Consider the following 24,431-nt stretch of genomic DNA (forward strand, 5'->3'; position numbering starts at 1 on the left):
TCACCATTCTTCTTCGTAGCAAGTTAAACAAAGGCCGGAATCACTCATCCAGTGAGAGATTCCCGGCCTTGTTCATGCTCTGCTTCAAGGCAGCGCATAACGCTTCTTAAGCTGCGCGCACATCGCCTCCAACGCGTCTGCCTCCGGCATGCGGAAGAGTCCCGCTGGAGCAGCCGTCTCCTGCGGGTACCGGTTCGCATGGACCGCTTCCTGAACAGCATGCGCGAATACGGCTGATCCGCCGGCTCCGACGACGGATCTTTCCTCCAGGCTGGTCATCCGGTCATCTTCGACCTGCGGATAGGCAGAGGGGGCCGCCCCTGCGGCTGCCCGCGCATAGAAGGCCTGAACCAGCTCAGCGCGTGTTCGTCCCGAGCCTTCCACTATAATGAAGGCCTGAATGATGGTGGCGCGAAGCTGCCTGCGCTGGGCAATTCCGCAAAACTTTAATCCCTGGATATGCAGGTCATAATCGCCCGGGCAATAGGATCCCGCTACCTCGCCCTTATTCGCTTCAGCGCCCAGAGAAGCCACAGCCCTCCGGATCAAGGCGTACATCCGGTCAAAATCGCGGTAAATCCCCTGTCCTTTAATGCCCTCGCCAGGCAGGATCAACGACAGATTCACGACGCCCATGTCCAGCGGAACGGCGGCTCCGCCTGAATGGCGGACAAGCGTCGAATAGCCCTCGCCCGCAAGCCAGCGCACAGCGTCGGCAGCGCCAGGCAAACGGCTGTCCCGGGAGCCGATCACGAAGGCCCGGGGATGCCGCCAGAGATGGCATACCGGCGGGCTGCCATCTCCGGTTTGCCTCCCGATCAGCTCGTCCAGAGCGAAGGGATAGCTTATATCCTGGTCATTCTTTTCATTCGTGCGGTCGAGCAGCACCATGCCGCGGGTCCAATCCCATTTATCCTCGGTCACTGCAAGCTCCCCTGTCCGGTCCTATTTTCCCCATGAAGAGGAATGCAAGCTAACAGGTTTCAGTATAAACAACAAAAAGAGACTCTTCAACCGGATGGAAGAGTCTCTTTTTGCCGCTAGGCAAGGAACTTGAAGGCACTCATGGTTTCGCCAGCCGATGAATATCCTCACACTCCAGAATGGACGCATCATAGCCCTTATTTACGGTATGGATCATGGCCACTCCCAGTTCGTTCAAGGAAACCGCGTATTTGGGCAAAAACCGCTTCAGGAAGGGATAAAACAAGGACAAGACGGCGTAATAGCCATGCGTGTTTTTCATTCCCTTGATGGGATGGATATAACCGGGGCGGAACATATACGCTTTTTTGAAAGGGAGCTGCAGCAGACGGTTCTCCGTTTTTCCTTTTACCCTGGCCCACATGCTTCTGCCCCTTTCGCTGCTGTCTGTACCGCTTCCCGAGACGTAGCTGAACACCATATCCGGATTTAGGCGGGCAAGCACACTGGCCGCATGAAGAGTGAGATCATAGGTCAAGCGGCTGTATTTAGCCTCCTTCATACCCGCCGAGGATACGCCCAGGCAGAAGAAACAGGCATTGTACCCGGTTAATTGCGGCTCTATAGGGGACAAGTCAAAGAAATCCTGGTGCAGAATTTCAACAAGCTTGGGATGGGACACGCCGCATGGCTTCCGGTTGATGACCAGAACGCGTTCCACATCCGGATGCGCAAGACTCACATGCAATACACCTTCTCCAACCATTCCGGTGGCGCCTGTAATAATGACTCGAATGTTGGAGGTATCAGAACGCAGAGGCATTATGTTCTCCTGCTTTCTTTATAGGATTCATCTTATAACTCGCATGTTAAATGATCATTCAATTAAAGTCAAATTGTAGTTTTTAAACCGGCTGGAAAAGGCGATCCAGATGGCCGGAGATAATAGTCATCATCTGTGCTTGGCTGAGCTGCTCCGGGTAGACGGTATGATGCAGGACCAAACCGTCCACAAGCGCATGGAGCCTGCCCGCCTCGTACTCAGCATCGATGCTTTCCCTGATCAGTTTCCCGGCAATTAGAGAATCGATCATTTGGCGAAAAGCGGCACGAAGCTCGTCATGTACCTCATGACTCAATGCCCGGATTGCAGGATCAGAGATCGCTTTCCCCGCAAAAACCAGCCAAACCTCGGATTCGCAGCGCCGTTCTTCATCAAGAGGTACCAGCTCGGCAATGATCATTTCCATATCAAGCCGCGGATTCCCGCTGAACGGCAGATTTTTAATACGATGGTTTGCACGCTGTGAAACAAGCCTCATGGCAAAAGCCAGAAGCTCATCCTGGGTAACAAAATAATGCCGCAGGGATCCAAAGGAAATACCTGTTTCCTCCGCAATCCGGCGGACGGTTGCACCATCTAGGCCATCCCGGCGTATGACCCGCCAAGCGGCTTCGGCAATTTGTTCTTTTCGCTGCTGGTGATTCACAATTTTAGGCATAATTTATTATAACACGGTTGTATTATAAAACAAACGCGGTATAATTTATATCATACAGTTGTATTAAGAAGAAACAGATGAAGTCTATATATGTATAAAAAAGGAGAATCAAGATGATCACTGTCGTTATCATTGGCTGCGAAATTGCATTCTGGATATTTGTGCTGGCCGGACTGGTATGCCGATACATCCTGAAAGCGAAGAGAACAGGCGCCATACTGCTGTATTGTACCCCTGTCATTGATCTCATACTCCTTATTGCTGCCATCACCGATTTGCGGGGAGGCGCAGAAGCCAGCGCTGCTCACGGTCTGGCTGCCATCTACATCGGCGTCTCCCTGATCTATGGCCACGGGATGATAAAGTGGGCGGATGTCCGCTTTGCCCATCGTTTTGCCAATGGTCCGGCTCCAGTCAAGAGAGTCAAGCATGGAAAGGAGCATGCCAGGAATGAGCGGAAAGGCTGGTTTCAGCACGCGCTTGCCTGGGGAATCGGCTGCGCGATCCTATATGGAATGATTGTGATGGTCAACGCAGGAGACCGGACAGCGGGACTTATGCAGATAATTCGGATATGGTCGCTCGTGCTCGCTATAGACTTTGTGATCAGCTTCAGCTACACGTTGTGGCCAAAGGCCAGGAAGGATACTGCCTCTTAATTCACCGATCGGATTGATTGGCGGGCAGTGCAGCTTATGAGCCTGGTTCAATTATGAGGCGAAAGATACCTTGAATTAGCGGGGCAGCTGATGTGGAAGCAGCCTGAAAGCCGCGGTTTTACTGGGCTTGTAAGAAGATACTGCTTTTTTTGTAATCCTTAGTAATACTAAAAGTTATCAAGTATTACTGTTTGATGAAGATGATTTTTTCAACAAACGAGAATGGAAAAATCTTGCTTGCTGATCGCTGACATTCGTCACCCGGGGTCATTTTCTCTGCCCTCCGCGATGAGGACGGGAGCATCAACGCCAAGCGGAGGAATGTCTGTCAGCTGGCTGTTTGTGCTCAATTAGGTTCGGTTGACCCTTCTTAATCGGATCATAAGGGATGTATATGTCATCAGCACCGGGATGCTGATGACAGCTCCGAGTGCAATCAGGACTCTCAGCGTTTTTGCCAGAGCCAGCGCAGTCTCGTCAATGGATGGAACAAACAGAAGCAGCGCCAGCAGGACGAGCGTCAGGACAGGCGCCAGCAGCAAGGGTCTCATCATCTTGACAGAGCTGTTGTACTTCTCGTAATGGGTGTCGTTATCTGTGTAAATTGGCGCCGTTCCCTTCCTGGCGGAAAAGATGTGGATTCGCTCGCTTGAGCAGACCTTGTGCCAGCCACCAGCTTCGAATAGTTCCACGTAATCAGTCATATCGCGTTCATTCACCTGGTTATAATCCACGCAGTAGGTTAACTGCCGCGGCTCGCTTCGCCGCAGGCGGTATCCAAGGAAAGCAAAGGATTCGAGAATCCATCCCTTGGCCGCAAGGCGGCTCAGTCTGTCCATGTCTCGTTCCTCGGTGAAGGCAAGTCCCCCGGAAGCCATATATTTGTATCGTTTACTCATAACCTGATTCCTCCTTCGAAGAATGTAAAGCTTGCAATCCATGCTGCGCCATGCGGGAGCGGCGCTCAATCTCCTCCGCGACAATTCGCCTGCCTTTCTCCGTAATCATGTAAGTTTTGCGCCTATCGTTATCCTCTTCCTCTGACAGCACGATATATTGGCTTCCCAGCAGCTTCTTGATCAAGGTATAGGCCGTAGCAGGCCCGATAATGACTTCTTTATCCGTCAATTGCTCGATGTAGCTCATAATGCCATATCCATGTCTGGGAGCGAGCACGGACAGCAGAATATAATAGGCGGCATCCGTTAACTGCTCATTATCCAGAGAGTTGCTTCGGGACAAATAAATACCACCCTTCCACTTTTATATCCATAATGGATATATCTATTACGGACATAATAACAAGCCGTTTTGCGGCTGTCAAGCTCCCTTGTGAAAAATGGGCAGCGAAAGAGCGGAAACAGCGATGCAGAGGACGGCACGGCCGATTCTTCTTAGGATAAAAAACAAAAGCCGGGCACCGCTCACTGATGGGCGGGGAACCCGGCCTTTATTTTAAAATATCAGAAAGTATAAAATATGGCCTCACCTTTTCTGATATTTCTGAGGGATGAAACTAACTTGCTTGCCAAAGGACGGCGAAGCCATTTCTTCTTCTAACTGCGTTACCAGAGGCATTGCGGCGCCTGTCCCTCAATCAGGACAAAGGGACCTTTACCGAGAAATTGTCGAGGATCTGGATCGGGTAGTTCTTTCTGGCGGCCAGAAGAAAAAGGCCTCCTGTCAACATGCACAGGAAGCCTGGTAACCAATGTTATTTTTTGGGCCAGGGGAAATGTATAGGAGGGGAGAACAGTGCTGGCTTCGCTACATACACGGGCCAGGGTCCGTGATCCTAAATATTCTGGCCTCCAAATTGTTGGGCCAATAGAATAGCAGAGTGGCTTAACCACTCTGCGTCATGGACTGCGCAGCAACTACAGCTGGTCAGCGATCAGCTGGCTGTCATAAATAAATCTCCGCCTCATCCACTATCCGCTGGCCGGAGGTTATGGCGGGAGCGTCTTCAATAACCGGTGCCGCTTCGCCTGCCTGCTGCATCCGTCTGATCAGTGTTTCACGGAGATGGTCCGACACCGCGCGGTGGGAATCGAAGCCGGCCAGATTCGTAAGCTCATAGGGATCGGCATACAGATCATATAGAAATTGCTCGATATACCGGTCGGCGGATGCCGCCGGATGCGCAGCGGTATCCGAGGCGGTCACGCCATATTTCCAGCGCTGCGTCCGAACTGCCCGGCCCGTCTGGGATTCGCTGATCTGCACGAATACTTCGCCGGGCCAATCGCTGCGCCTGCCATTCAGCAGCGGCATCATCGATCCTCCCTGCATATGCCCGGGAACCGGAATACCGGCAGCCGCAAGCAGCGTCGGGGTAAAATCGACCAGACTGACCAGCTCCCTGATCTGGCCGCCTCCGGTAAACCGGCCGCCGTAGAACGCGGCGGGAACGCGGATAGAGCTTTCGTGGCAGGAGCGCTTATATTCGGAGTTGCGCGTTTTGAAATGCGAGCCGTGGTCGGAGGTAAACAGAATGATGGTGTTCTCCGTCAAATGCAGGCTTCGAAGCGCGTCCCGGATCCGGCCCAAGGCCTCATCCAGGCGCTTCACCATGCCGTAATAGCCGCCAAGCTGCTGATGCGCCGTCCCTCCGAGCGCGGACAGGTCAGGCGGAGTCCATCTGCCGGTATAGGCATCGCGGTACACATCCGGAGCGGGATAATCGTCCCGGCGGTTCTGATGGTGGGGCTCCAGATAGGACAGGAACAGAAAAAACGGCTTGTCCTTGCGCTTGTCGATAAAGCGCACCGCCGCATCCGTTAGCGCGTCGACGCGGTATCCCGGCAGGCTGACAGGCTGCTCATCGTTGTCATAAAGCAAAGTCTCGTACGCATCCGACGTATGCTCCAGCGCGTCAGCAGCCAGCCAGTAGTTGTAGCCGCCGCGCAGATGCTCCGGCACCGGCTTGTCGCGGGTGACGGCCAGATGCCACTTGCCGATATAGCCGGTGTCGTACCCGGCATCGTTGAAATAATGGGCGAGCGTCGGCAGGTCCTGACGCAGCGGTATCCCATTGCGGTAGCAGCCGGTCTCGGTGGCGTACAGCCCGGTCTGCAGGCTGGAACGGGCCGGCGCGCATACCGGTTGACATGTGAAGGCATGCTCCAGATGCGTTCCGGAACGGGCCATCTGGTCGAAATTCGGCGTGAGCCCCAGCGGATTGCCGTGCACGCCTGTCGTGTCCCAGCGCTGCTGGTCGGTAAAAAACACAATCACATTCGGCTGCTCTGCCGCTTCTTTTCCGGTTCTGCGGGCAGCAGCGTCCTTTTCAATTTCCGCCACTACGATTCCTCCTAAAAGTTATTGCATGATTAACCTTAAGCATTCCGGCCCTGCTGGATGCCCAAGCGACCACTCACTTCGAAAGCGATACTTAAGATCGTCATGTTCAACCCTTCAATCCCGTTGTGGAAATTCCTTCGATAAAATACTTTTGCGCCAGAAAAAAAACGAGCACACAGGGCAGAATGGCCACGACGGACATAGCCATCACCTGGTTCCAATGAACCGCCCCTTCATTGTCAAGCGTCATGCGCAGCCCGAGGGAAACGGGGAACTTCGACACGCTGTTGATATAGATCAGGGCGTTGAAAAACTCGTTCCATGTCCATATAAACTGGAAGAGCGCAGCGGTAATCAGAGCCGGCACGGTCAGGGGCGCCAGCACCTTGGTCAGAATGCCCAGCGAGCCGCACCCGTCCATTACCGCGGCCTCGTCCAGATCCCGGGGAATGCCGCGCAGGAACTGGATCAGCAGAAAGATAAAAAAGGCGTGTACGGCCAGCAGAGCGGGAACGTAGAACGGCAGATACGTGTTGAGCCAGCCGAAGCGGCGGAGCAAAATATACCGCGGGACGAGGACGACCGCATCAGGCAGCATCAGCGTCGAGATCATCAGGGCGAACAGGAGCCGCTTCAGCGGAAAGCGGAAACGGGCAAATCCGTACGCCACAAGTATGCTGGACAGCACGGTCAGCACCACTACCGGAACGACAAGAATCAGCGTATTGCGGAAAAAAACGCCAAAATTATTCGCGCCGATCCCCATCCAGCCCTTGCTGTAAGAATCCCATACAAAAGATGACGGCACAAGGCCGATCGAGGAAAATACTTCGGCGTTCGGCTTGAACGATGCCGACACAAGCCAGATCAAGGGATAGACAAACAAAATGCCGAATACCGACAGCAGCAGAACGACTGTCGTATTTCGCCGCAGCGTCACAACCGCCCACCCCCGTCCTCATAATACGTCCAGCGGCCCGAAAGCTTCATCAGGACGTAGGTAACCGTCAGAATAATAAGGAACAAAATCCACGACAAAGCGGAAGCGTACCCCATTTTGAAATAGTGAAAGGCGTTATCATACAGCATCAGTCCGTACAGGTATGTCGATTTCACGGGTCCGCCGCCCGTTATGACGAATGCGGCGGTAAACTGCTGGAAGGCGCCGATCGTCTGCATCACGAGGTTGAACAAAATAACGGGTGTAAGCAAAGGCAGCGTGATATGAAAAAACATGCCAACCCTCGATGAGCCGTCTACTCTTGCCGCCTCGTACAGCTCCTTCGGAACCTGCTTCAGGCCGGCCAGAAAAATAATCATGGACGAGCCGAATTCCCAAACCGGCAGCAGCGCGATCGTAAATAAGGCAAGCTTCGGATCGCCAAGCCAATTGACAGGGGGAATGGAAGCCGCCGCAAGCGCATGATTGACCAGTCCGTCGCGCATGAACAGAAACTTCCATAACACGGACACGGCAATGCTGCCGCCCAGAATGGATGGCAGATAATAGATCGTCCGGAACCAGGCGATTCCCCGTACCGGCAAATTCAGCACAAGCGCCACCAGCAGCGCGAATATCAGCTTCGCCGGAACGGCCATCGCCACATATATGGCCGTGGCCTTCAATGATTTGAAGAAATCGGGATCTTTGGTGAAGATCCCGATGTAGTTTTGCAAGCCCACCCACTCAGGGGGACGGATCATGCTGTAATCCGTGAACGAATAAAACAGCGACGCGCCAAACGGATAAAGCGTCAATACGAGGAAGCCGATCAGCCAGGGACTTATATAGACCAGTCCGATATATTTCTTCATCGTCTCTATTTAATATCCTTCAGTTTTTCCGTCATTCTGTCCATCAGCTCCTGGGCCGCCTGCTCCGGCGTTATCCCGCCGAACCCGACCTGCTGCAGATAGTCCGTCGCCAGATCCGACAGCTCCTGATTGCCGCTGATGCCGTTCACGGGATCCCCTGGCTTGGCCAGCGCCAGCTTGACTGCTTTGGCAACCGTCGGGTCAATTTTGTTGTTCTGGACCAGCAGCTCCGAATTGCTCTCCACCGGCGGTACGCTGTAGACGTCGCCCAGAATAAGCGCGGCTTCGGGATCGGTCAGCAGCCAGCTCGCGAATTTGGCGGCTTCCTCCGGATGCTTGGAGGCATTATTGATGGCCAGCGGATTGCTTGGATTGACGAGCACAGCCGAAGTCTTCGCATTCGCGGGAATCGGGTATGTCGTGACGTCGATATTCGGAATGACCGATTTCAAGGCGACCAGCGTGGAGGCGAGGCCGAAGCTGAGGCCAATATTGCCTTTTTGCCATGCGGTATTCTGCGTGATATCCGGATATAGACTGCTCTCTGCCAGAGGCTCAAGCACGCCGTCGTCCAGCAGCTTCTTGTAATACGTCAGCGCGTCGGTCAGTACAGCCTGATCAAAGCCGAGCGTCTTGTCGTCCTGAATCCACTGCTTGTTTGTTTGCTGCCGGACGTAAGGCTGCAGAAATCCGCGGACATCCAACGATGCCAGCAGATAGGCGTCCGGATCCTGCTGGTGAACCTTCCTGCCGATTTCGTCAATTTTCGCCCAATCCCAGTTCGTGTCCTCGGGGATGCCGAATTTCTTGAAGAAATCCTTGTTGTAGGCGATTACCATGCCGTTGACGCCCATCGGCAGACCTACGAGCTTCTGATCAAACACCGTATATTTATTTAGAAAATCGGGATCAAACGCATCCAGATTGATGTTTTGCTTCTGCGAATAAAGATCAAGCACCAGATTGCCCTTAACGGCGATATCATCGATCCAGTCAACCGACAGCGGCGTCAGATCAGGCGCGGTACCGCCCGAGAGCTGAGTCACAAGCTTCTGGTAATAACCGTCAAACCCGCTGTATTCCGGCTCAATCGTAATGTTCGGATTCTTCTTCGTATACGCGTCGATGGCTGCCAGCAGTGCTTTATGCCGGTCCTCCGAGCCCCACCAGGCAAATCTCAGCGTCACCTTTTCGTTAGACTGTCCCGCGTCATCCGCCTGTGTTGTATTGCCCGTCTGGGCCGGATTGCCGGCAGCGTTTGTCCCGTTTTCGTTTGCTCCCGTGCCACAGCCCGAAAGCGCGGTCGTCAACAACAATATGAAGCTTATAAGACTTATCAGTTTAATCGGATTTCTCATTGCAGGTTTCCTCCCCTTGTCTGTTCATGCCTGTATTCAAATATAAGCGGAATACTCGGAAATAAAAAGATGTGCTTCTTGGTATTTGGTATCACTCGCGGGCCTTTTGCGGTTGAAAGGTATCCTGAACCGGGATCGCACCGGATGCGGAGAGTTTTTCCCGTTCCCGCAGGCGATAAGCGGAGGCAAACGCCGCCTGATGCAATTTTTCTGTACAAGATCCGAAAAGTCCGCTATCCTTTTTTATATATCCGATAGGATTACTCTTATTTAAAGAGGCTTGTATTCTGCAGGAGATGAGCGATAATGTACAAACTTGTATTGGTGGACGATGAGGTCGAAATCCGCAGCGGATTGGCGCAATATTTTCCCTGGAATCAACTCGGGTTTACGATTGCGGGGACGTTCGGGAATGGACGCGAGGCGCTCGATTATATTTTGGCGCATCCCGTGGATGTTCTGCTGTGCGACATTGCCATGCCGGTGATGGACGGACTTGAGCTTGCCAGAACACTTCATGAGAGCGGCCGCCGCATCCGCATCGTACTGCTCAGCGCCCACAAGGAATTCGAATATGCCAGGAAGGCCCTGGCTTATGATGTGAGGAGTTATATTGTCAAGCCTACCGGCTTCGAGGAGCTGTACGGCGAGTTTTCGAAAATCCGCGCAGAGCTGGATGAAGCAGCAGCGGCACAGCCGCATGACGGCGGACTGTCTGATTCAGACAACGGCGCTTCCTTTCACGAGAAAGTGATCGAAACGATAAAGCGGTATGTGGAGCAGCATTATGCCGAAGCGTCCCTGGATGAGGCGGCGCGGCTCGTTAGAATGAATCCGGACTATGTCAGCAAGTTTTTCAAAACGAGGACGGGCCGGAATTTCTCGGATTATATCGTGGAGGTCCGGATGAACAAAGCGGCCGAGCTGCTGCGGGACATCCGCTATAAAACGTTTGAAATCAGTGAAATGGTCGGCTACAGCTATCCCAAAAATTTCACCCGCACCTTCAGAAAATTTTTCGGCATGAGCCCCCGGGATTACCGTAATGGCCGGGAACAAGAAAGAAGCTCCGAATGAGGACCCGGTTTTTTATTAAAAATCTGCTGCTGTTTCTGTTTCCCCTCCTGATCCCGGTCATCATTCTGGGCACATTGTCGATTGTCGTCACCAAGCAGTATATTCAGGGCGAAATCAATAAAAACAATCTGGTCCTGTTTAATCAGATCGACCGCAATATGGAGCTTATCGTGGATGAAATGAATTCGCTGAACGTCAGTCTGGGCAACTCGGAGGTCGTCTTCAGGCTGGGAGAGATCATGCGCACCCAGACTCTGACGCTGGAAAATCTGCGGCTGATGAAGACGATGCTCAACTACATCAACGGCCCCTCCAACGCGAAGCCGTATATGGAGTCGATCTATGTCTATGTCAACAATCCCTATCGCCAGTTCCTGGCAAGCGGCGAGGGCCTTGTCCGGCTGGAGGGATTCAATGATCCCTCATGGATGGACAGCTTTGCCGCGCATCCGGATCGGACGGCCATATGGACGGAATCCAGGAGGATCAGGCGTTATTCGTTCGAAGCGCCGGTTGCCGTCACGACCCTGTATCAGAATCTGGTATCGAATGTGCAGGATCGTCCGAGCGGCGTTATCGTGCTCAACATTGATACCGGTTATATCGAAAAGCTGCTTGCCGACATGACGACTTATCCTGACCAGCAAATTTTTGTTATGGACGAAAGCGGCAGTCCTGTCTTTCAGACGCATACCCAGACCGGTTCCCCGATTCCGGATATCGGCCGGATTCCTTATTCGGACCACTCCGCCAATTGGAAAACGGGAGGGACGACATATCTGGTCTCCCAGTTTAAGGCAAAGTCCGGCTGGACCTACATCTCGGTGACGCCGAGGCTGTCGCTCAACCGGATTCCGTTCCAGCTTAGCGCGCTCACTGTGTTTTTCGTCCTGCTGTCCTTTGTATTGGGACTTGCCCTGACCTGGCTGCTGACGCAGCGCAGCGTCAGGCATATCCGCCGCATTATCGAGCTTATCCAGCATGCGGAGGCTGGCGCGCCGCTGCCCGAAGCCGATTCCGCCCGCAAGACGGACGAATACGGCTATATCGCGCAGAGGATTATCAAAAATTTTATCGAGCGTCATTACCTGAGTGCGCAGCTCTCGGAAAAAAAATATAAGCTCCGGACGGCCGAGCTGCTGGCGCTGCAGGCCCAGATCAATCCCCATTTCCTGTTCAACACGCTGGAAACGATCTATTGGAAGGTGCTGGGCCTGACGGGCAAGCCAAACGAGGCCAACCGGATGCTGGTGAATCTGTCGTCGCTGCTCAAATATTCGCTGGACACGCCCAATGAGATCGTGCCGCTGGCGCAGGAAATCGAGTCCGCCAAAACCTATATCCGAATCCAGCAGATCAGGTACAAGGAGCGGTTTGAAGCCATCTGGCAGTATGATATCGAGGAGCTTCAGGATGCCGGCATAGCCAGACTGCTGCTGCAGCCCCTCATCGAGAACTGCATGAGCCATGGGCTCAGGGAGCAGGAGGTCAAGCTGCGGATCAAAATCAAGCTGGCGCGCCTGCCCGGCCATATCCGCATTGCCGTCATCGATGACGGGCCAGGGATGGATGCTGCGATTCTGCAGAAGGTGCGAAGCCGTCTCGAATCGGAGGAAGAGGTATACCGTCATATCGGATTGGTCAACACCGACAAACGGATCAAGCTGACGTACCAATCTGCCGAGGGTCTGACGATTCGCAGCAAACGACGCTGGGGAACCGTCATTACGATGGCCATTCCGCTGCAGCGGCCGGACGGGGGCGGGGAGCCTGAATGAAGCGTTCCCCGTTATCGTCGGCTTTCCGGAAGGCAGGAGCTTGCGAAGCGCCGCCCGAGCATAACCTGAAGATGAAGCTTTAGAAGGTCAGCAGGATGGCCAAACCTCTCCGCTTCTTGGGGTATCGTGGTGGAAATCGGAATATTTGCGCTCCATGATCTCACGCCCAAGCTGCTCGGCGGCAGACACGGGGGAGCTCGGGTCGCGCGTTACCTCGCCGCGGCTGTTGCCAAAGCCGCGGACAACACCTGCAAATTCAGAGCGGGTATAACGGGAAAACTCCTGAAGCTGATGAATGATGCCGAGCGACGCACCCGGATACGTTTCTTCGGAGGCAAGAACGAGACCGATCCGCTTGCGGGTCATTCCCTCGGCGACCTGGACGGATTCCGGGTGCGAGGCTGCATAATAGCAGAATGTACGGTCGAAAAAGGATTTCATCTGGCCGGACAAGCCGTACCAATAGATGGGCGAGCAGAAAATCACGCCCTGCGCGGGAAGGAACTCGTCGATGAACAGAGAACGGAAGCTGTCGTTAATGGAGCATTCGCCGCTTGGAAGACGGCAGGTCCGGCAGTCGCGGAGAAAGCTGGAAATATAGTCGTCAACGAAGCGGAGCTGAACCTGCGTACCCGCTTCCTCCGCACCGCGTTGAACGGCGGCGGCAAGTGCCGCTGAATTCCCGTCGCGCCGCGGGCTGCCGACAAGAATAAGCAGTTTGGTGATTCGGTCAATGTATTCATTTATTTATCCCCTTTGCTCTTCGATTTGCCTATCCGTATGGCTGATTTCATTGTAAGCAAGGATTTGCATATCGTATAATGATTGATATTCATATTCCTATCATTATTTTTGATATCAAATCGGAGGATCTGCTCATGGAATTGACTGACCTTAACGTTTTTAACATAACCGCTGAGGAGGGCAGCATATCCCGCGCGGCTGAGCGGCTGCAGTACGTGCAGTCCAATGTCACGGCGCGGATTCGCAAATTGGAGTCTGAGCTCGGGGTTGCGCTATTTCACCGGCATTCCAAGGGCGTTGTTCTTACGGAGAAAGGAGTCCTGTTTCGGGAGTATGCCCACAGGATTCTGAGCCTGTCCCAGGAAGCGGTAAATGTCGTTCAGGAGACATCTTATCCAAGCGGCCCGCTGGCCATTGGAGTTGTGGAGACCGTAACCTGCGGCAATTTCATGAATGCCCTGTCTGACTTTCAAACCAGCTTTCCCGATGTCTCGCTGTCGTTATCGACCGGGAACCCTTCGGAACTGCTTGCAAAAGTGGTGAACCACCAGCTGGATGGAGCGTTCATTACCGGTGAAATAAAGTCATCCAGGCTGGTGTTCGAATACAGCATGCAGGATGAAATCAAGCTGCTTACCAAGCATACGCTGGAGGGTGATCCCGATTTATCGGGTATGAAATGGGCGGTTTCTCCACGGGGCTGCCCCTTTCGGGCGATTTTGGAAGAGTGGCTGTACAGAGAAGGGATTCCACTTGTGAATATGATCGAGATCGGTTCGCTAGAAACGCTGCTGAGCTGCGTGCGGTCCGGACTTGCTTCCACGCTGCTGCCGGAAGCCGTCTTGGCGGGAGAGTATGCGGTTCTGCGCAGCAGCCCCATTCCAGAGGATTTCCGGTATATCCAAACGAGCCTGGTCCGCCGCAATGACCGGTATTCCAGTAAAGCCTTTGCCGCCTTCGTGGAGCTCATTAAAGAAAATGGCTTGTAATCCTGCCCAGCGCCTGATCTCCGGAAGGCATCCATATTGCTTGACTGACTGCAGCTGTCAGTGAAGGCTCTGTATAGTTAGCGGTGTAAGGAAATTGGAACCGGAGGGATCGGATATGTTTACAAAAATCGATGATTTCGTGCAGGAATTCGAAATGGAGTCTGCTGTCACCATGCGGGTTCTGGATTCGCTTACCGATGAATCGCTGACACAAGCCGTTTCGGCAAATCAGCGTACTTTAGGCCAGATTGCCTGGCATCTCGTAGGCTCCGTTTACTACATGACCTATCTTGGATTATCCTTTGACGAGCCGTTGGAGGATAATGGCGCGCCTGCCTCGGCGGCAGAGATTGCCGGTGAATACCGCCGTATCGGACAAGCCATGCTGCGCGCGGTGAGAAGCCAATGGACCGATGAGTCCCTTGGTCAGGTGGTTAACATTGGAGGCGAGGATTGGCAGAACGGCGCTTCTTTACGGTATACGCTGCGGCATGAGATTCACCATCGCGGCCAAATGACGGTCCTGATGCGTCAAGCCGGTTTGCGCGTTCCCGATGTGCTGGGCCCGACTCGCGATGACTGGATCGATAAAGGAATGGAGCCTTATGCCTGATGGAACAAGAGCGCCCCTCGCGAGGCGCTCTTTCCTTTTCATTACCAGTACGGCAACTCTCCGAAAAAAAACATACAACCCCATGATTGGAGTCGGTGTTTGCATGAACCGATTCAGTTTGCGCCTGCATTCATGTAAAGCACGATGCCTGAGTCCAATGAAGCAGCCCCAATATGCCTGCTCTGCCATGCCATTCGTCGACGGCGCAATCCTGCTTGGCGGTTGGCAGGAAGGCAAAAACGTTATTAACGATAGAGAAGAGGTATAAGCCGCACAGGAATCAAACGATTGTCCGCTGACTGACGCCGCCTGCTATAATAGAATCAAGCAAAATAGAGGCAGAGGAGTGTTTATAATGGCTAAGCTGGTGCCTTACATTTTTTCTGAGGATACGCATGCGCAAGGGAATTATTATGCAGAGGTTCTGCGCGGCGAGATCGTAAATTTGAGGCATTATTCCGATCTGCCGGATATGCCGCAGGAGATGCAGGATAAAGTGATCCATCTGGAGCTCAGAGCCGGGGATCTGAAGCTGTATATGGCGGATACGACTCCGGCAAGAGCGGGTAACCGGATTGACCTCACGCTCGAATGCGGGTCGGAGGAGGAGGGCGCCGGTATATTCGATAAGCTTGCCCGGGAAGGGAAGGTCATTTTCCCGTACGGGCGGATGCCGTGGGGCGCCTTGCTTGGGCGGGTGGAGGACCGGTTCGGCATTACCTGGCAGATTGCCGCCGACTAATGAAAGGTTTAGGCGGGCTTTAGCTAATACGGCTTAACTGCGCAGGAAGTCCGGTCCCATTTATCCTTCGCGTTGACGTTCTGGCTGTAGCTGTTATGGCTATTGCCGCCAGGTCGGGGAGTTTCTTTTTTACAAAGATCTCATGGGAGGATACGGTATTGGCCTTTTGTCCAGATGCCCCTCACACTAATGAAATTGGATATCATGTTCGGCGGCGTCAGCTGCAGCGAAGCCCAGCAGCCGCTGGCCTTCCTGGGCAAGAGCGGCAAGGTCCTCTTCGGACAGCGGCTCAAAGGGCTCGATAACCAGAGTGGCGCTGTTCCCGCGGCGCTCTATTCTCCATACTCCCCGGGTCAGCCCGTCAACCAGTATCACAGCCCGAATGATTCCGTTGATGGTAAAGACCAAGGGCCGGTGCCGGTCGGCGATGATCCTGCTGCGGTCGGCATAGGATAGCAGCATGTTGTCGAACTCACCGAGGAACCGCGGCGGAACGGGCGTATCCGGGTCCGGCAGCGGGGCGTCCGGCAGGTCAAACAGCTCCCGGCCATGCTCGTCGCGGAATGTTCTTAAGCCGGGCCGCATAGCTTCAATGACCCCTCGCAGCCGGGTAAGACCCGACCACACCTGCATATCCTGAACAGACGCGGGCCCGAATGCCGCCAGATAGCGCAGAAGGATATCGGCGACCGACTTTTGGTCAAGCTCCTGTCCGAGCCAGGACTCGGCGGAGGTATGGGCAGCCTGCCCGCTTTCGCCCCAGATTCCTCTGGGCGGAATCTGGACGAGCGGCACCCAGCTGCGTGCGGCCGCTGCAAGGGCGCCGGGCTCGCGCCCGGGCCACCGCTCGCTGAGCCTTGTGCCGAGCTCACTGAAGGTCAGCGGATGCTCATCGACCAAAGCCCGGGCGGCAGAAGCGAGCTCTTGCGGATCCAGCCCTGTCAGATGCTTGCCGTGGTTGCCCTTCAGTCCCCGTTCCAGAACAGGCTGCAGGAGAGGGCGCAATGCCAGGCAATCACGGGCGGTGACCAGATGGATCGTGGAGCGCATCAGGGCTATGCGCACGGCGCTCCGATCCCTGATCATCACTGCCAGGTCGTCCTGATGGAAGCCGTGCAGCCGAGACCACAGCCCGATATAAGGCGGATTCGGCGCCTGGGCCTGCATGCCGACCAGATGCTCCAGAGCATCCGGAACAGACAGCTTCGAGCGTCGCAGCAGAAGCTGCCGCTCAAGCAGCGCCCGTCCCAGCGCCCGAGGTCCCAGCACAGCGGTCTTGCCGCCCGTACCCCGCCCATTAGATGCGCCTCCCGAAACCTGCGATCCCATCGTCAATCCAGTGGAAGCGGCTGAAGCCGGAATTGAGCCGGACAGATCTTCTGTGGGCGGATTTGATTGATCCGATGGAACGGCGGCGATGGCGGGCGGATATATGTCGTTCTCTGATGCAATTTTACTGCTGTCTGAGGGTAATTCATTGTGTATGTCCATTTTGGATAACCTCCTTGTACAGGGCTCCCTACCTTTACAAGTATGAGTATATAACAAGAACCCTGACCACCTATTGTCAGGGTTCCCATTGAGGCTAATCAAATTAGAAGCTATACCACGCCTTGGTCAATCATCGCATCGGCTACTCTGATGAATCCTGCGATATTGGCTCCGGCGAGCAGGTTGCCGGGACGGCCGTATTTCTCTGCCGCCGCCACGCTGATATCATAAATATTTTTCATAATGACATGCAGCTTCGCATCGACCTCTTCGAACGTCCACGACAGGCGCATGCTGTTCTGGGACATTTCCAGGGAAGAAACGGCTACTCCGCCTGCATTTGCTGCTTTAGCAGGGCCAAACAACACATCATTGCTGAGAAATAAATCGATTGCATCCAGGGTGGAAGGCATGTTGGCTCCTTCGCCAACCGCTTTGACCCCATTGGCCACCAAGGTACCCGCCATCTTGTCATCAATTTCGTTCTGAGTTGCACAGGGAAGCGCAATATCGCATGGAATGGACCAGATACCCTCACAGCCTTCGGAATAAGTGGCTTCGGGGTGTTCATTCACGTATTCGCTCATGCGGCCCCGCTCCACTTCCTTGAGGCGTTTAACGGTCTCAAGGTTAATTCCGTCCGGATCATAAACATAACCGGCTGAGTCGCTGCAAGCCACGACATGGGCTCCCAGCTGCTGCGCTTTCTCAATGGCATAGATGGACACATTTCCTGAACCCGAAACGATTACCCTGCTGCCTTCGAAGCTCAGACCTTTGGAGGCCAGCATTTCTTTTACGAAGTACACGCAACCATAGCCGGTAGCTTCTGTCCGACCCAGGCTTCCGCCATAATGAATGCCTTTGCCTGTGAGGACGCCGGATTCATTGCCGCCGCGGATTCGTTTGTATTGGCCGAACATATAGCCGATTTCCCGGGCTCCCACGCCGATATCGCCTGCCGGAACATCGGTATCCGGACCGATATATCGATATAGTTCCGTCATGAAGCTTTGGGTGAAGCGCATGATTTCGTTATCCGATTTGCCCTTGGGATCAAAGTCGGAGCCGCCCTTGCCGCCGCCGATCGGCTGACCGGTCAAGGCATTTTTGAAAATCTGTTCAAAGCCCAAAAACTTGATGATGCTTGCGTTGACGGAGGGGTGAAAACGCAGACCTCCCTTGTAAGGGCCAAGCGCGCTGTTAAACTGTACGCGGTAGCCGCGGTTTACCCGGACCTTGCCGTTGTCATCAAGCCAGGGAACCCGAAAATAAACAACACGCTCCGGCTCAACGATCCGCTCCAGAACGCTGTGCTCCATATATTTGGGATGATGCTCAAACACAGGGACGAGGGAATCCAGTATTTCTTTGATTGCCTGATGAAATTCGCTTTCATAAGGATTGCGGTGAATGACTGTTTCATAAACAGACTGGACATATTGTTGGGCTGAGGTTTGATTCACAGTAGTTATCAAGTAAACAGCTCTCCTTTTTTGGGTAACTCCAGATTGGTGATGACAAGGTCCAAGGTTATTTACAGCAGTCCGCGGCGAAGCTCCTCCGGTGATTTGGGGGATAAAAGTCCAAAAGGAATGTCGAATACGGTTTTGGCTCCGGCAATTCCTTCGCTGCTTAAACGGTAAGCTGCCCGGGCATAGGCGACCAGGACGCTCGCTGTAAATTCCGGATTGCTCTCCAGCTTCAAGCCGAATTCCATAATTTGTTTCGTTCCTTCACCCGTGACGCCGCTGCGGATAACGAAGCCGCCATGCGGCATGCCCTGATGCTCCGCTGCCAGCTCCTCTTCAGTAATGAAGGTAACCGTGGTGTCATAATCGGAGAAATAGTTCGGCATGTTAACGATGGTTGCACGGATTTGTTCCTGATCCGCGCCTTCCTCCGCCACAACATAGCATTCTCTCAGATGCTTCTCCCGGGTAGGCAGCTCTGGTGTTTCCCCGAAACGGATACGGTCAATGACAGACTGAACAGGGACGGTATACTGGACTCCTGCCTTCACGCCCGCAACGCGGCGAATGGCGTCGGAATGGCCCTGACTTACGCCTTTGCCCCAGAAGGTGTAATCCTTGCCTTCGGGCAGGATCGCTTCGGCCAGCAGCCGGTTAAGCGAGAACAATCCCGGATCCCAGCCTGTCGAAATAACGCTGACGTTGCCGCCTTGCTTTGCTGAAGCATGCACGGTATCGAAGAATTCGGGAATTTTAGCATGGGTGTCGAAGCTGTCGACGGTGTTGAACATCCGTGCGATGAACGGGGTTTGCTCAGGGAGATCCGTTGCCGATCCGCCGCATAGAATCATGACATCGATATGGCCCTTGAATGCTTCGATCGTAGAAATATGTTCAAAACGGGTGCCATCTCTGCCTGCGTCTAATTGTTCGGGTTGTCTGCGGGTGAACACGGCAACCAGCTCCACATCCGGATTCTGGCCAATTGCTTTGTGGACCCCTTTACCGAGATTTCCATAGCCTACAATTCCGATTCTAATAACTTTTTGCAGAAAAAGCCCTCCTTGTGCCATACTTCAGATTTTTTTAAAGATCTTTATTCATTATAAAGATCTTACACGAAATGTAAACTATGAAGCGGTGAAAATGGCTAAAATAACGGTTAAATGCCATGGGCTGGGTGCTCTTTTTAATGAATTCCTTGTATCAACTGACAGATGCATTCCATTAAATTGCACCACCTGATTTTATTTGCCGCATCCTATACATAAACAGGCTCTGTCCTCCCGATGAAAGGAAGGCCAGAGCCTGCAGCTTGTTCATTATGCAGATTGCTTTCGTGAGTTTATAGCGGATTCTCGCCCGTACTTTGGAACAGCTCGATAATTTCGCCGTCCGGTCCCTTGAAGAAGGAGAGGCGCACCGGTATTCCGCCAAGCACGGCATTCTTGGGTTCTACCGTAATTTCCATGCCCGCTGCTCTGGCGAGCTCTGTCGCGGCATCCACGTCATCCGAACGCAGGGCCAGATGGAGAAAAGCGCCTTCCGGTTTCGGACCTTTGGTTCCGCCCGCGAAGACCTCCAGATAATTGCCGTCGCCGGTATCGAGCATAATCGCCCGACTGTCGCCTTCGCCCCAGCGGACTCTGTCCGTGAAACCAAGAACTTCTGTGTAGAATCGTACGGTTGCGTCAAAATCATAGACCCGAATCGCGACATGATGAAAACCGCCGCCGCCTATTTTCGTATTGCTGCCCATAAGGCCACCCGCTTTCATAGAAAGTTAGTCCTTCCCTAGTATAAACGGTCCGGGTATGGATGCCAACGGGTTGGGGCTGGACAGCGGGGGAGAGGCATGATAGCATTCACGAACAAGGCCCATATGCATGGATGATTTCCGGATAATTTCCAATCCGGAACGGGGGCTTCATCATACAATATCAATCGATAGGGATGAGTGGACAGGGAAATGAACAATTCAACCTCTATAGCCAAAACAAGCCGATCTGCCAGCAGGCTGCGGCTTGCTATAATACTTGGCTCGCTGGCTGCTTTCGGACCGCTTTCCATGGATATGTATCTGCCTGCGCTGCCGGCTCTCGCTGCTGAACTGGGCTCCGCCACCTCTGTCACACAGCTGAGTTTGACCGCCTGTTTGCTTGGTCTGGCGCTTGGCCAGCTGCTTGCGGGTCCGCTCAGCGATGTGCGCGGCCGCCGGATACCTCTCATAATCGGCGTTGCTTTATATGCCATTGTCTCTCTTTTATGTGTATTCTCCCCGAATATATGGGTCTTTATCGGGTTGCGGTTCATCCAGGGCCTGGCTGGCGCTGCGGGAATAGTAATCTCCAGAGCCAGTGTGCGCGACCTCTATTCGGGTGTGGAGCTGACGAAGTTTTTTGCCCTGTTAATGCTGGTCAATGGGGCGGCCCCCATACTGGCGCCAATTATCGGTGCCGAAGTGCTGGAATTCACCTCATGGAGGGGCGTGTTCAGCCTGCTCAGCATCATCGGCGTGCTCATGCTGCTGGCAGTCCTGTTCGGTATGAAGGAAACATTGCCCGCAGAGCGGAGATCAAGCGGCGGAATGCGCCATACACTGACGACCTTCCGGCGTTTAACGCGTGATTCGATGTTCATTGGCTATGCCTTGACACAGGGCTTTGTGATGGCGGCGATGTTTGCCTACATCTCCGGCTCGCCGTTTGTACTGCAGGAATTATTTGGTGTTTCTCCACGGATGTTCAGCCTGATCTTCGGCATTAACGGGGCTGGTATTATCGCGGCCAGCCAAATCGCCGGCCGTTTGGCCGGACGGGTTCATGAGCGGAAGCTGCTCGGCAGCGGCCTGATGATGTCATCGGCCGGGGGAGCTTTGCTGCTGCTCGCTGCCGCGCTGCAGGCAGGACTTTATATCGTCATTCCGGCCTTCTTCCTGGTGGTTTCGAGCGTGGGCCTGATTGCAACGACGACCACATCCCTGGCTCTGCAAAGCCAGGGCCAATCCGCAGGCAGCGCTTCCGCTCTGCTGGGAATGCTCTCTTTCATTATCGGGGGAGCGGCGGCTCCGCTTGTCGGTATCGGGGATAATCAGAACGCCTGGCCGCTGGCCATTGTCATGTCGGCTCTGGTAGGTGCAGCGGTGTTATGCTTCTTCTTCGTTGCCAGAACGAAGAAACAAGCTGAAGCTTCTCCGCACCCCCGATAAGTTATAAGATGACAGAAACCCTGTCCGGCCCCGCAGCTTAACAGGGCTAGGCTTTATTTTACACGCCGGAATGTATACGTTTCACAGTTATTTATTTCGATAAGGTCTAAGGGAAGAAATTTACTCTGCTGCAAAAGAGCCGGTTCTTCTTTTCTCCTGCTGCTCAAAGGATTGTGCCAGCCCCTGCCTCGAGTATCCTCTTGAGCTCCCTGTTCCGGTGCTCCAGGAATTTCTCCATATAGCGCTTTAATACAGCGCGTTCGGCTATCCGCCCGACCCACCCCAGCGGAGCTTCAAAATATAACGTATCCTTCATCATAGTGATGCCGCCATGCTCCTCGAAAGTATGGATATGCTTCAAATATTTGAAGGCACCCCGCTGCATTTCATCGACGAAGCGGAATGGCGCGTTGAATTCCGTTATTTTGGAGGTCAGGCTCTGCCGGATGCCGAAATGGGTCGCCCGGAAGGTGACCGTCTGATGGGCGCCTATCGGCCCCGATGTAACGCCGCCGACCGCTTCTTCCTTCGTATGCTTCCATACTGTACGGGTATGGAGGCTGATATCTCTTGCCGAGTCGAAGCATTGCGTTATCGGAGCTTGAGTGGCGATTTGAGTTTGTACCGTTACCATAGCGGTATTCGCCTTCCTCTCTTAAGGATCAGGATCGAGGCCAGCCTTTGAAACAAGAATACTGATCAGCGGGGAGAAGTCGATTCGGACACCTTTGGCCAAAAATGAATTCTGGAGCATCGCAGCTGTTTTTGTTAGAATGAGAGCAGTTGGTTTTTGTACACGCGCAAGCAAATTTCTATAACCAGACAAAGGAGCTGAACACAGATGACGCAAGAATGGATCCAGCATTCCGTTATTTTCAATTTGAAGCACAAGAAGGGCTCCGAAGAGGCCAGGCAGTTCCTTGCCGATGGTCAGGAAATTCTCAGCTCCATACCGGTTGTGAAGAATTTTCGCGTATACCGTCAGGTCAGCGCCAAGAACGATTACGACTACGGCTTCTCCATGGAGTTCGCGAATCAGGAGGAGTACGAAACCTATAACGCGCACCCGCTCCATACCGCATTCGTACAGGAGCGTTGGGTGACAGAAGTGGAGCGTTTCCTGGAGATCGACTACCAGCTGTAAGCACTTCACTTCACACGCAGCGCGCAGCAGCAGATTTCATATAAAAAAGAGCAATGAGCGAAGCCGGGCTTCCGTGCATTGCTCTTTTTTGCTGCTGTCAGCCTAATGTCCGCTGCAGAAATTCCATCACTTTGCGGCCGTGCTCTTCTCCGGTCTCATGGCCGTTAAAGGGATAATCGAGGATCTGCTTGCTGCATCGCAGCTTATTATAGACCGCATAGATCGTTTCGGGAATGCACACCGTATCCTTCCAGCCAACAGACATTAGCAGCGGAGCGGTGATGCGCGGGGCCAGATTCAGCATGTCAAAATGGGCCAGCGTATCCAGGACAAGCTCCAGCTGATGGGGATGCCGCTTCAAATATTGGGCAATTTCCGTCAGCGAACCGGTTGAATGCATGAGGCCGTAATCCATATGGCACATATTGGGGATATCGGCAACGACGGCAGCCACCTTGGGATTCAGCGCGGCTGCGAGCAGCGAGAGCCCGCCTCCCTGGCTGCCCCCGACAACCGCGATTCTTGCGGGATCAATCTCCGGCTGCTGCGCTGCGGCATTGACGCCGCGGACAGCATCCAGCGCCAGCGCTTGATAGTAGCTGTGCTCCTTGTCCAGCACCCCCATGGATACCCAGCCTTTGGATGATCCATAGAGCTCCTTCATCTCGTTGCCGGTTTCTCCGCCCTGGCCTCTTGCATCCAGTGCCAGAACGGCATAGCCCAGCAGCAGCCAGGCAGCATAACGCTCAGGCAGTCCGCGGTCGCCCGTATATCCCTGAAACAGGACGATGCATGGCGGCTTGGCCTTCCCTTCGGGCTGCTTGCGCGGTACCATAAACCAGCCATGAAGTGGCGTATGATCATAGCCTTTGTAGGTGAGCTTATCAACAGCAATAGTGGGAAAAGGAGAGTCCTGTTTTTCCCGTTTCACCTCCAGCGGTCTCTCTGAATCCTGCCGCAGAACCGTTTCCCAGTACAGATCGAGCTGTGCCGGATCCATGGTGGAGGCTGGGGCATATTGCTCCAAATCCCTTTTACGCCGCGCTATCGCGTTCATCCTGATCTTCCTCCTTCAATTGGACATGCAAGAAGAGATGTGTTCGGCCCATAACAGACACGTATTTACAATAACATGATTGCTGGCGGCCGAGTAGACTTCTCTTTCAACCAGGTACTCCGGCGGCTCTGCACGAGAAAATAAAAGAAGCCAAGCCCAGGTCCGATTGGACCCGAGCTTGGCTTCTTCGAATGCATAGAAATTATATAGCTAAAGCATCTATAAATTTCTATTATACGCTGCTTATATGTCGGAGGGAAGAAACCTGGCTTGGCCGCCAACGGACGGCGCAGCCGTTTCTTCTTATCCGGCCATTAACAAAGGCAAGGCAGCTTCTTTGTCCTAATCCTGATGTCTGGAGGGATCGGAGGAATTCTCTTCGAATACCTCTGCGGCTTCCTCCGCGGAGAACTCCGTATCTTCTTCCTCTGCGAGAGGCATTTTATTCAACTCCGTAGACTGTACGTCTGCTTTGGATGCCTTGTCTTGTGGGTTTGACACGTAGACACCTCCTTTTCCAGTATAACAACAATCATTAGTTTTCCGTATTCTGGG

The 24,431-nt window shown here is 53.6% G+C and carries 25 protein-coding genes; 8 read left to right on the forward strand and 17 right to left on the reverse strand.

Annotation, left to right across the window (positions count from 1 at the left end):
- Positions 1-84: 84 nt before the first annotated feature.
- The 3 genes from AC0YNV_RS34300 to AC0YNV_RS34310 all read right to left on the reverse strand — a co-directional run bounded on the left by AC0YNV_RS34300 (position 85) and on the right by AC0YNV_RS34310 (position 2,426).
- Complete coding sequence (locus AC0YNV_RS34300) at positions 85-924, reverse strand: lipoate--protein ligase family protein (protein WP_475772052.1); 840 nt, start codon at positions 922-924, stop codon at positions 85-87.
- Between the two features lie 139 nt (positions 925-1,063).
- Complete coding sequence (locus AC0YNV_RS34305) at positions 1,064-1,747, reverse strand: Rossmann-fold NAD(P)-binding domain-containing protein (RefSeq protein WP_475772053.1); 684 nt, start codon at positions 1,745-1,747, stop codon at positions 1,064-1,066.
- An 82-nt stretch (positions 1,748-1,829) separates the two neighbouring features.
- The gene (locus AC0YNV_RS34310) at positions 1,830-2,426 is read right to left on the reverse strand and encodes a TetR/AcrR family transcriptional regulator (protein WP_475772054.1); all 597 of its coding nucleotides are present in this window, start codon (positions 2,424-2,426) and stop codon (positions 1,830-1,832) included.
- A gap of 113 nt (positions 2,427-2,539) precedes the next feature.
- Between AC0YNV_RS34310 and AC0YNV_RS34315 the strand changes: the two genes are divergently transcribed.
- Positions 2,540-3,085, forward strand: coding sequence for a hypothetical protein (locus AC0YNV_RS34315; protein WP_475772055.1), 546 nt, complete (start codon positions 2,540-2,542; stop codon positions 3,083-3,085).
- Positions 3,086-3,435: 350 nt separating this feature from the next.
- Here AC0YNV_RS34315 and AC0YNV_RS34320 read toward each other — a convergent pair whose 3' ends face one another.
- The 6 genes from AC0YNV_RS34320 to AC0YNV_RS34345 all read right to left on the reverse strand — a co-directional run bounded on the left by AC0YNV_RS34320 (position 3,436) and on the right by AC0YNV_RS34345 (position 9,561).
- Entirely contained in the window at positions 3,436-3,984 is a 549-nt protein-coding gene (locus tag AC0YNV_RS34320; protein ID WP_475772056.1) for a DUF2812 domain-containing protein, read from the reverse strand.
- On the reverse strand, positions 3,977-4,327 hold the full coding sequence (locus AC0YNV_RS34325; RefSeq protein WP_210046205.1) for a PadR family transcriptional regulator: 351 nt from the start codon (positions 4,325-4,327) through the stop codon (positions 3,977-3,979). The genes AC0YNV_RS34320 and AC0YNV_RS34325 overlap by 8 nt, the downstream gene beginning before the upstream one ends.
- Before the next feature lie 663 nt (positions 4,328-4,990).
- The gene (locus AC0YNV_RS34330) at positions 4,991-6,388 is read right to left on the reverse strand and encodes a sulfatase family protein (protein WP_475772057.1); all 1,398 of its coding nucleotides are present in this window, start codon (positions 6,386-6,388) and stop codon (positions 4,991-4,993) included.
- A gap of 106 nt (positions 6,389-6,494) precedes the next feature.
- Complete coding sequence (locus AC0YNV_RS34335) at positions 6,495-7,328, reverse strand: carbohydrate ABC transporter permease (protein WP_475772058.1); 834 nt, start codon at positions 7,326-7,328, stop codon at positions 6,495-6,497.
- Positions 7,325-8,203, reverse strand: coding sequence for a carbohydrate ABC transporter permease (locus AC0YNV_RS34340; RefSeq protein WP_475772059.1), 879 nt, complete (start codon positions 8,201-8,203; stop codon positions 7,325-7,327). The genes AC0YNV_RS34335 and AC0YNV_RS34340 overlap by 4 nt, the downstream gene beginning before the upstream one ends.
- Positions 8,204-8,208: 5 nt before the next feature.
- A complete protein-coding gene (locus AC0YNV_RS34345) occupies positions 8,209-9,561 on the reverse strand; it encodes an ABC transporter substrate-binding protein (RefSeq protein ID WP_475772060.1) in 1,353 nt (450 codons plus the stop codon).
- 306 nt (positions 9,562-9,867) lie between these two features.
- On the opposite strand from AC0YNV_RS34345, the gene AC0YNV_RS34350 reads away from it, so the two are divergent.
- Entirely contained in the window at positions 9,868-10,638 is a 771-nt protein-coding gene (locus tag AC0YNV_RS34350) for a response regulator transcription factor (RefSeq protein ID WP_475772061.1), read from the forward strand.
- On the forward strand, positions 10,635-12,416 hold the full coding sequence (locus AC0YNV_RS34355) for a cache domain-containing sensor histidine kinase (protein ID WP_475772062.1): 1,782 nt from the start codon (positions 10,635-10,637) through the stop codon (positions 12,414-12,416). The genes AC0YNV_RS34350 and AC0YNV_RS34355 overlap by 4 nt, the downstream gene beginning before the upstream one ends.
- 87 nt (positions 12,417-12,503) lie before the next feature.
- On the opposite strand, the gene AC0YNV_RS34360 is transcribed toward AC0YNV_RS34355, so the two are convergent.
- Complete coding sequence (locus AC0YNV_RS34360; RefSeq protein ID WP_475772106.1) at positions 12,504-13,163, reverse strand: flavodoxin family protein; 660 nt, start codon at positions 13,161-13,163, stop codon at positions 12,504-12,506.
- 131 nt (positions 13,164-13,294) lie between these two features.
- On the opposite strand from AC0YNV_RS34360, the gene AC0YNV_RS34365 reads away from it, so the two are divergent.
- The 3 genes from AC0YNV_RS34365 to AC0YNV_RS34375 all read left to right on the forward strand — a co-directional run bounded on the left by AC0YNV_RS34365 (position 13,295) and on the right by AC0YNV_RS34375 (position 15,504).
- Positions 13,295-14,149 (forward strand): LysR family transcriptional regulator, encoded by an 855-nt coding sequence (locus tag AC0YNV_RS34365; RefSeq protein ID WP_475772063.1) that lies wholly within the window; start codon positions 13,295-13,297, stop codon positions 14,147-14,149.
- Between the two features lie 115 nt (positions 14,150-14,264).
- Positions 14,265-14,762: a DinB family protein gene (locus AC0YNV_RS34370; RefSeq protein WP_475772064.1), complete on the forward strand. Its 498-nt coding sequence runs from the start codon at positions 14,265-14,267 to the stop codon at positions 14,760-14,762.
- A gap of 355 nt (positions 14,763-15,117) precedes the next feature.
- Positions 15,118-15,504 carry a VOC family protein gene (locus AC0YNV_RS34375; protein ID WP_475772065.1) on the forward strand — a complete coding sequence of 129 codons (387 nt, stop codon included), beginning with the start codon at positions 15,118-15,120 and terminating at the stop codon, positions 15,502-15,504.
- Between the two features lie 186 nt (positions 15,505-15,690).
- Here AC0YNV_RS34375 and AC0YNV_RS34380 read toward each other — a convergent pair whose 3' ends face one another.
- The 4 genes from AC0YNV_RS34380 to AC0YNV_RS34395 form a co-directional block, all read right to left on the reverse strand.
- Positions 15,691-16,995, reverse strand: a complete 1,305-nt coding sequence (locus AC0YNV_RS34380; RefSeq protein WP_475772066.1) for a winged helix DNA-binding domain-containing protein — start codon at positions 16,993-16,995, stop codon at positions 15,691-15,693.
- A gap of 110 nt (positions 16,996-17,105) precedes the next feature.
- A complete protein-coding gene (gdhA, locus tag AC0YNV_RS34385; RefSeq protein ID WP_475772067.1) occupies positions 17,106-18,473 on the reverse strand; it encodes an NADP-specific glutamate dehydrogenase in 1,368 nt (455 codons plus the stop codon).
- 59 nt (positions 18,474-18,532) lie between these two features.
- On the reverse strand, positions 18,533-19,540 hold the full coding sequence (locus tag AC0YNV_RS34390; protein WP_475772068.1) for a diaminopimelate dehydrogenase: 1,008 nt from the start codon (positions 19,538-19,540) through the stop codon (positions 18,533-18,535).
- Positions 19,541-19,812: 272 nt separating this feature from the next.
- Complete coding sequence (locus AC0YNV_RS34395; protein WP_379114237.1) at positions 19,813-20,244, reverse strand: VOC family protein; 432 nt, start codon at positions 20,242-20,244, stop codon at positions 19,813-19,815.
- A 192-nt stretch (positions 20,245-20,436) separates the two neighbouring features.
- Between AC0YNV_RS34395 and AC0YNV_RS34400 the strand changes: the two genes are divergently transcribed.
- Positions 20,437-21,675, forward strand: coding sequence for a multidrug effflux MFS transporter (locus AC0YNV_RS34400; protein ID WP_475772069.1), 1,239 nt, complete (start codon positions 20,437-20,439; stop codon positions 21,673-21,675).
- A 163-nt stretch (positions 21,676-21,838) separates the two neighbouring features.
- On the opposite strand, the gene AC0YNV_RS34405 is transcribed toward AC0YNV_RS34400, so the two are convergent.
- The gene (locus tag AC0YNV_RS34405; RefSeq protein WP_475772070.1) at positions 21,839-22,309 is read right to left on the reverse strand and encodes an SRPBCC family protein; all 471 of its coding nucleotides are present in this window, start codon (positions 22,307-22,309) and stop codon (positions 21,839-21,841) included.
- A 207-nt stretch (positions 22,310-22,516) separates the two neighbouring features.
- On the opposite strand from AC0YNV_RS34405, the gene AC0YNV_RS34410 reads away from it, so the two are divergent.
- Positions 22,517-22,819, forward strand: coding sequence for a Dabb family protein (locus tag AC0YNV_RS34410; RefSeq protein ID WP_210046190.1), 303 nt, complete (start codon positions 22,517-22,519; stop codon positions 22,817-22,819).
- Positions 22,820-22,916: 97 nt separating this feature from the next.
- Here the strand turns inward: AC0YNV_RS34410 and AC0YNV_RS34415 are convergent, their stop codons facing one another.
- On the reverse strand, positions 22,917-23,876 hold the full coding sequence (locus tag AC0YNV_RS34415; RefSeq protein ID WP_475772071.1) for an acetylxylan esterase: 960 nt from the start codon (positions 23,874-23,876) through the stop codon (positions 22,917-22,919).
- A gap of 342 nt (positions 23,877-24,218) precedes the next feature.
- A complete protein-coding gene (locus AC0YNV_RS34420) occupies positions 24,219-24,377 on the reverse strand; it encodes a hypothetical protein (protein ID WP_475772072.1) in 159 nt (52 codons plus the stop codon).
- Positions 24,378-24,431 lie beyond the last annotated feature (54 nt).

Source organism: Paenibacillus sp. JT31N11 (assembly GCF_056269285.1).

What these genes read in the sequence shown, in the direction of transcription:
- AC0YNV_RS34305 (WP_475772053.1), bottom strand. Translation starts at nt 1,747, where the DNA reads ATGCCTCTGCGTTCTGATACCTCCAACATTCGAGTCATTATTACAGGC.
- AC0YNV_RS34310 (WP_475772054.1), bottom strand. Translation starts at nt 2,426, where the DNA reads ATGCCTAAAATTGTGAATCACCAGCAGCGAAAAGAACAAATTGCCGAA.
- AC0YNV_RS34315 (WP_475772055.1), top strand. Translation starts at nt 2,540, where the DNA reads ATGATCACTGTCGTTATCATTGGCTGCGAAATTGCATTCTGGATATTT.
- AC0YNV_RS34320 (WP_475772056.1), bottom strand. Translation starts at nt 3,984, where the DNA reads ATGAGTAAACGATACAAATATATGGCTTCCGGGGGACTTGCCTTCACC.
- AC0YNV_RS34340 (WP_475772059.1), bottom strand. Translation starts at nt 8,203, where the DNA reads ATGAAGAAATATATCGGACTGGTCTATATAAGTCCCTGGCTGATCGGC.
- AC0YNV_RS34345 (WP_475772060.1), bottom strand. Translation starts at nt 9,561, where the DNA reads ATGAGAAATCCGATTAAACTGATAAGTCTTATAAGCTTCATATTGTTG.
- AC0YNV_RS34350 (WP_475772061.1), top strand. Translation starts at nt 9,868, where the DNA reads ATGTACAAACTTGTATTGGTGGACGATGAGGTCGAAATCCGCAGCGGA.
- AC0YNV_RS34355 (WP_475772062.1), top strand. Translation starts at nt 10,635, where the DNA reads ATGAGGACCCGGTTTTTTATTAAAAATCTGCTGCTGTTTCTGTTTCCC.
- AC0YNV_RS34365 (WP_475772063.1), top strand. Translation starts at nt 13,295, where the DNA reads ATGGAATTGACTGACCTTAACGTTTTTAACATAACCGCTGAGGAGGGC.
- AC0YNV_RS34370 (WP_475772064.1), top strand. Translation starts at nt 14,265, where the DNA reads ATGTTTACAAAAATCGATGATTTCGTGCAGGAATTCGAAATGGAGTCT.
- AC0YNV_RS34375 (WP_475772065.1), top strand. Translation starts at nt 15,118, where the DNA reads ATGGCTAAGCTGGTGCCTTACATTTTTTCTGAGGATACGCATGCGCAA.
- AC0YNV_RS34380 (WP_475772066.1), bottom strand. Translation starts at nt 16,995, where the DNA reads ATGGACATACACAATGAATTACCCTCAGACAGCAGTAAAATTGCATCA.
- AC0YNV_RS34390 (WP_475772068.1), bottom strand. Translation starts at nt 19,540, where the DNA reads ATGGCACAAGGAGGGCTTTTTCTGCAAAAAGTTATTAGAATCGGAATT.
- AC0YNV_RS34395 (WP_379114237.1), bottom strand. Translation starts at nt 20,244, where the DNA reads ATGAAAGCGGGTGGCCTTATGGGCAGCAATACGAAAATAGGCGGCGGC.
- AC0YNV_RS34400 (WP_475772069.1), top strand. Translation starts at nt 20,437, where the DNA reads ATGAACAATTCAACCTCTATAGCCAAAACAAGCCGATCTGCCAGCAGG.
- AC0YNV_RS34405 (WP_475772070.1), bottom strand. Translation starts at nt 22,309, where the DNA reads ATGGTAACGGTACAAACTCAAATCGCCACTCAAGCTCCGATAACGCAA.
- AC0YNV_RS34410 (WP_210046190.1), top strand. Translation starts at nt 22,517, where the DNA reads ATGACGCAAGAATGGATCCAGCATTCCGTTATTTTCAATTTGAAGCAC.
- AC0YNV_RS34415 (WP_475772071.1), bottom strand. Translation starts at nt 23,876, where the DNA reads ATGAACGCGATAGCGCGGCGTAAAAGGGATTTGGAGCAATATGCCCCA.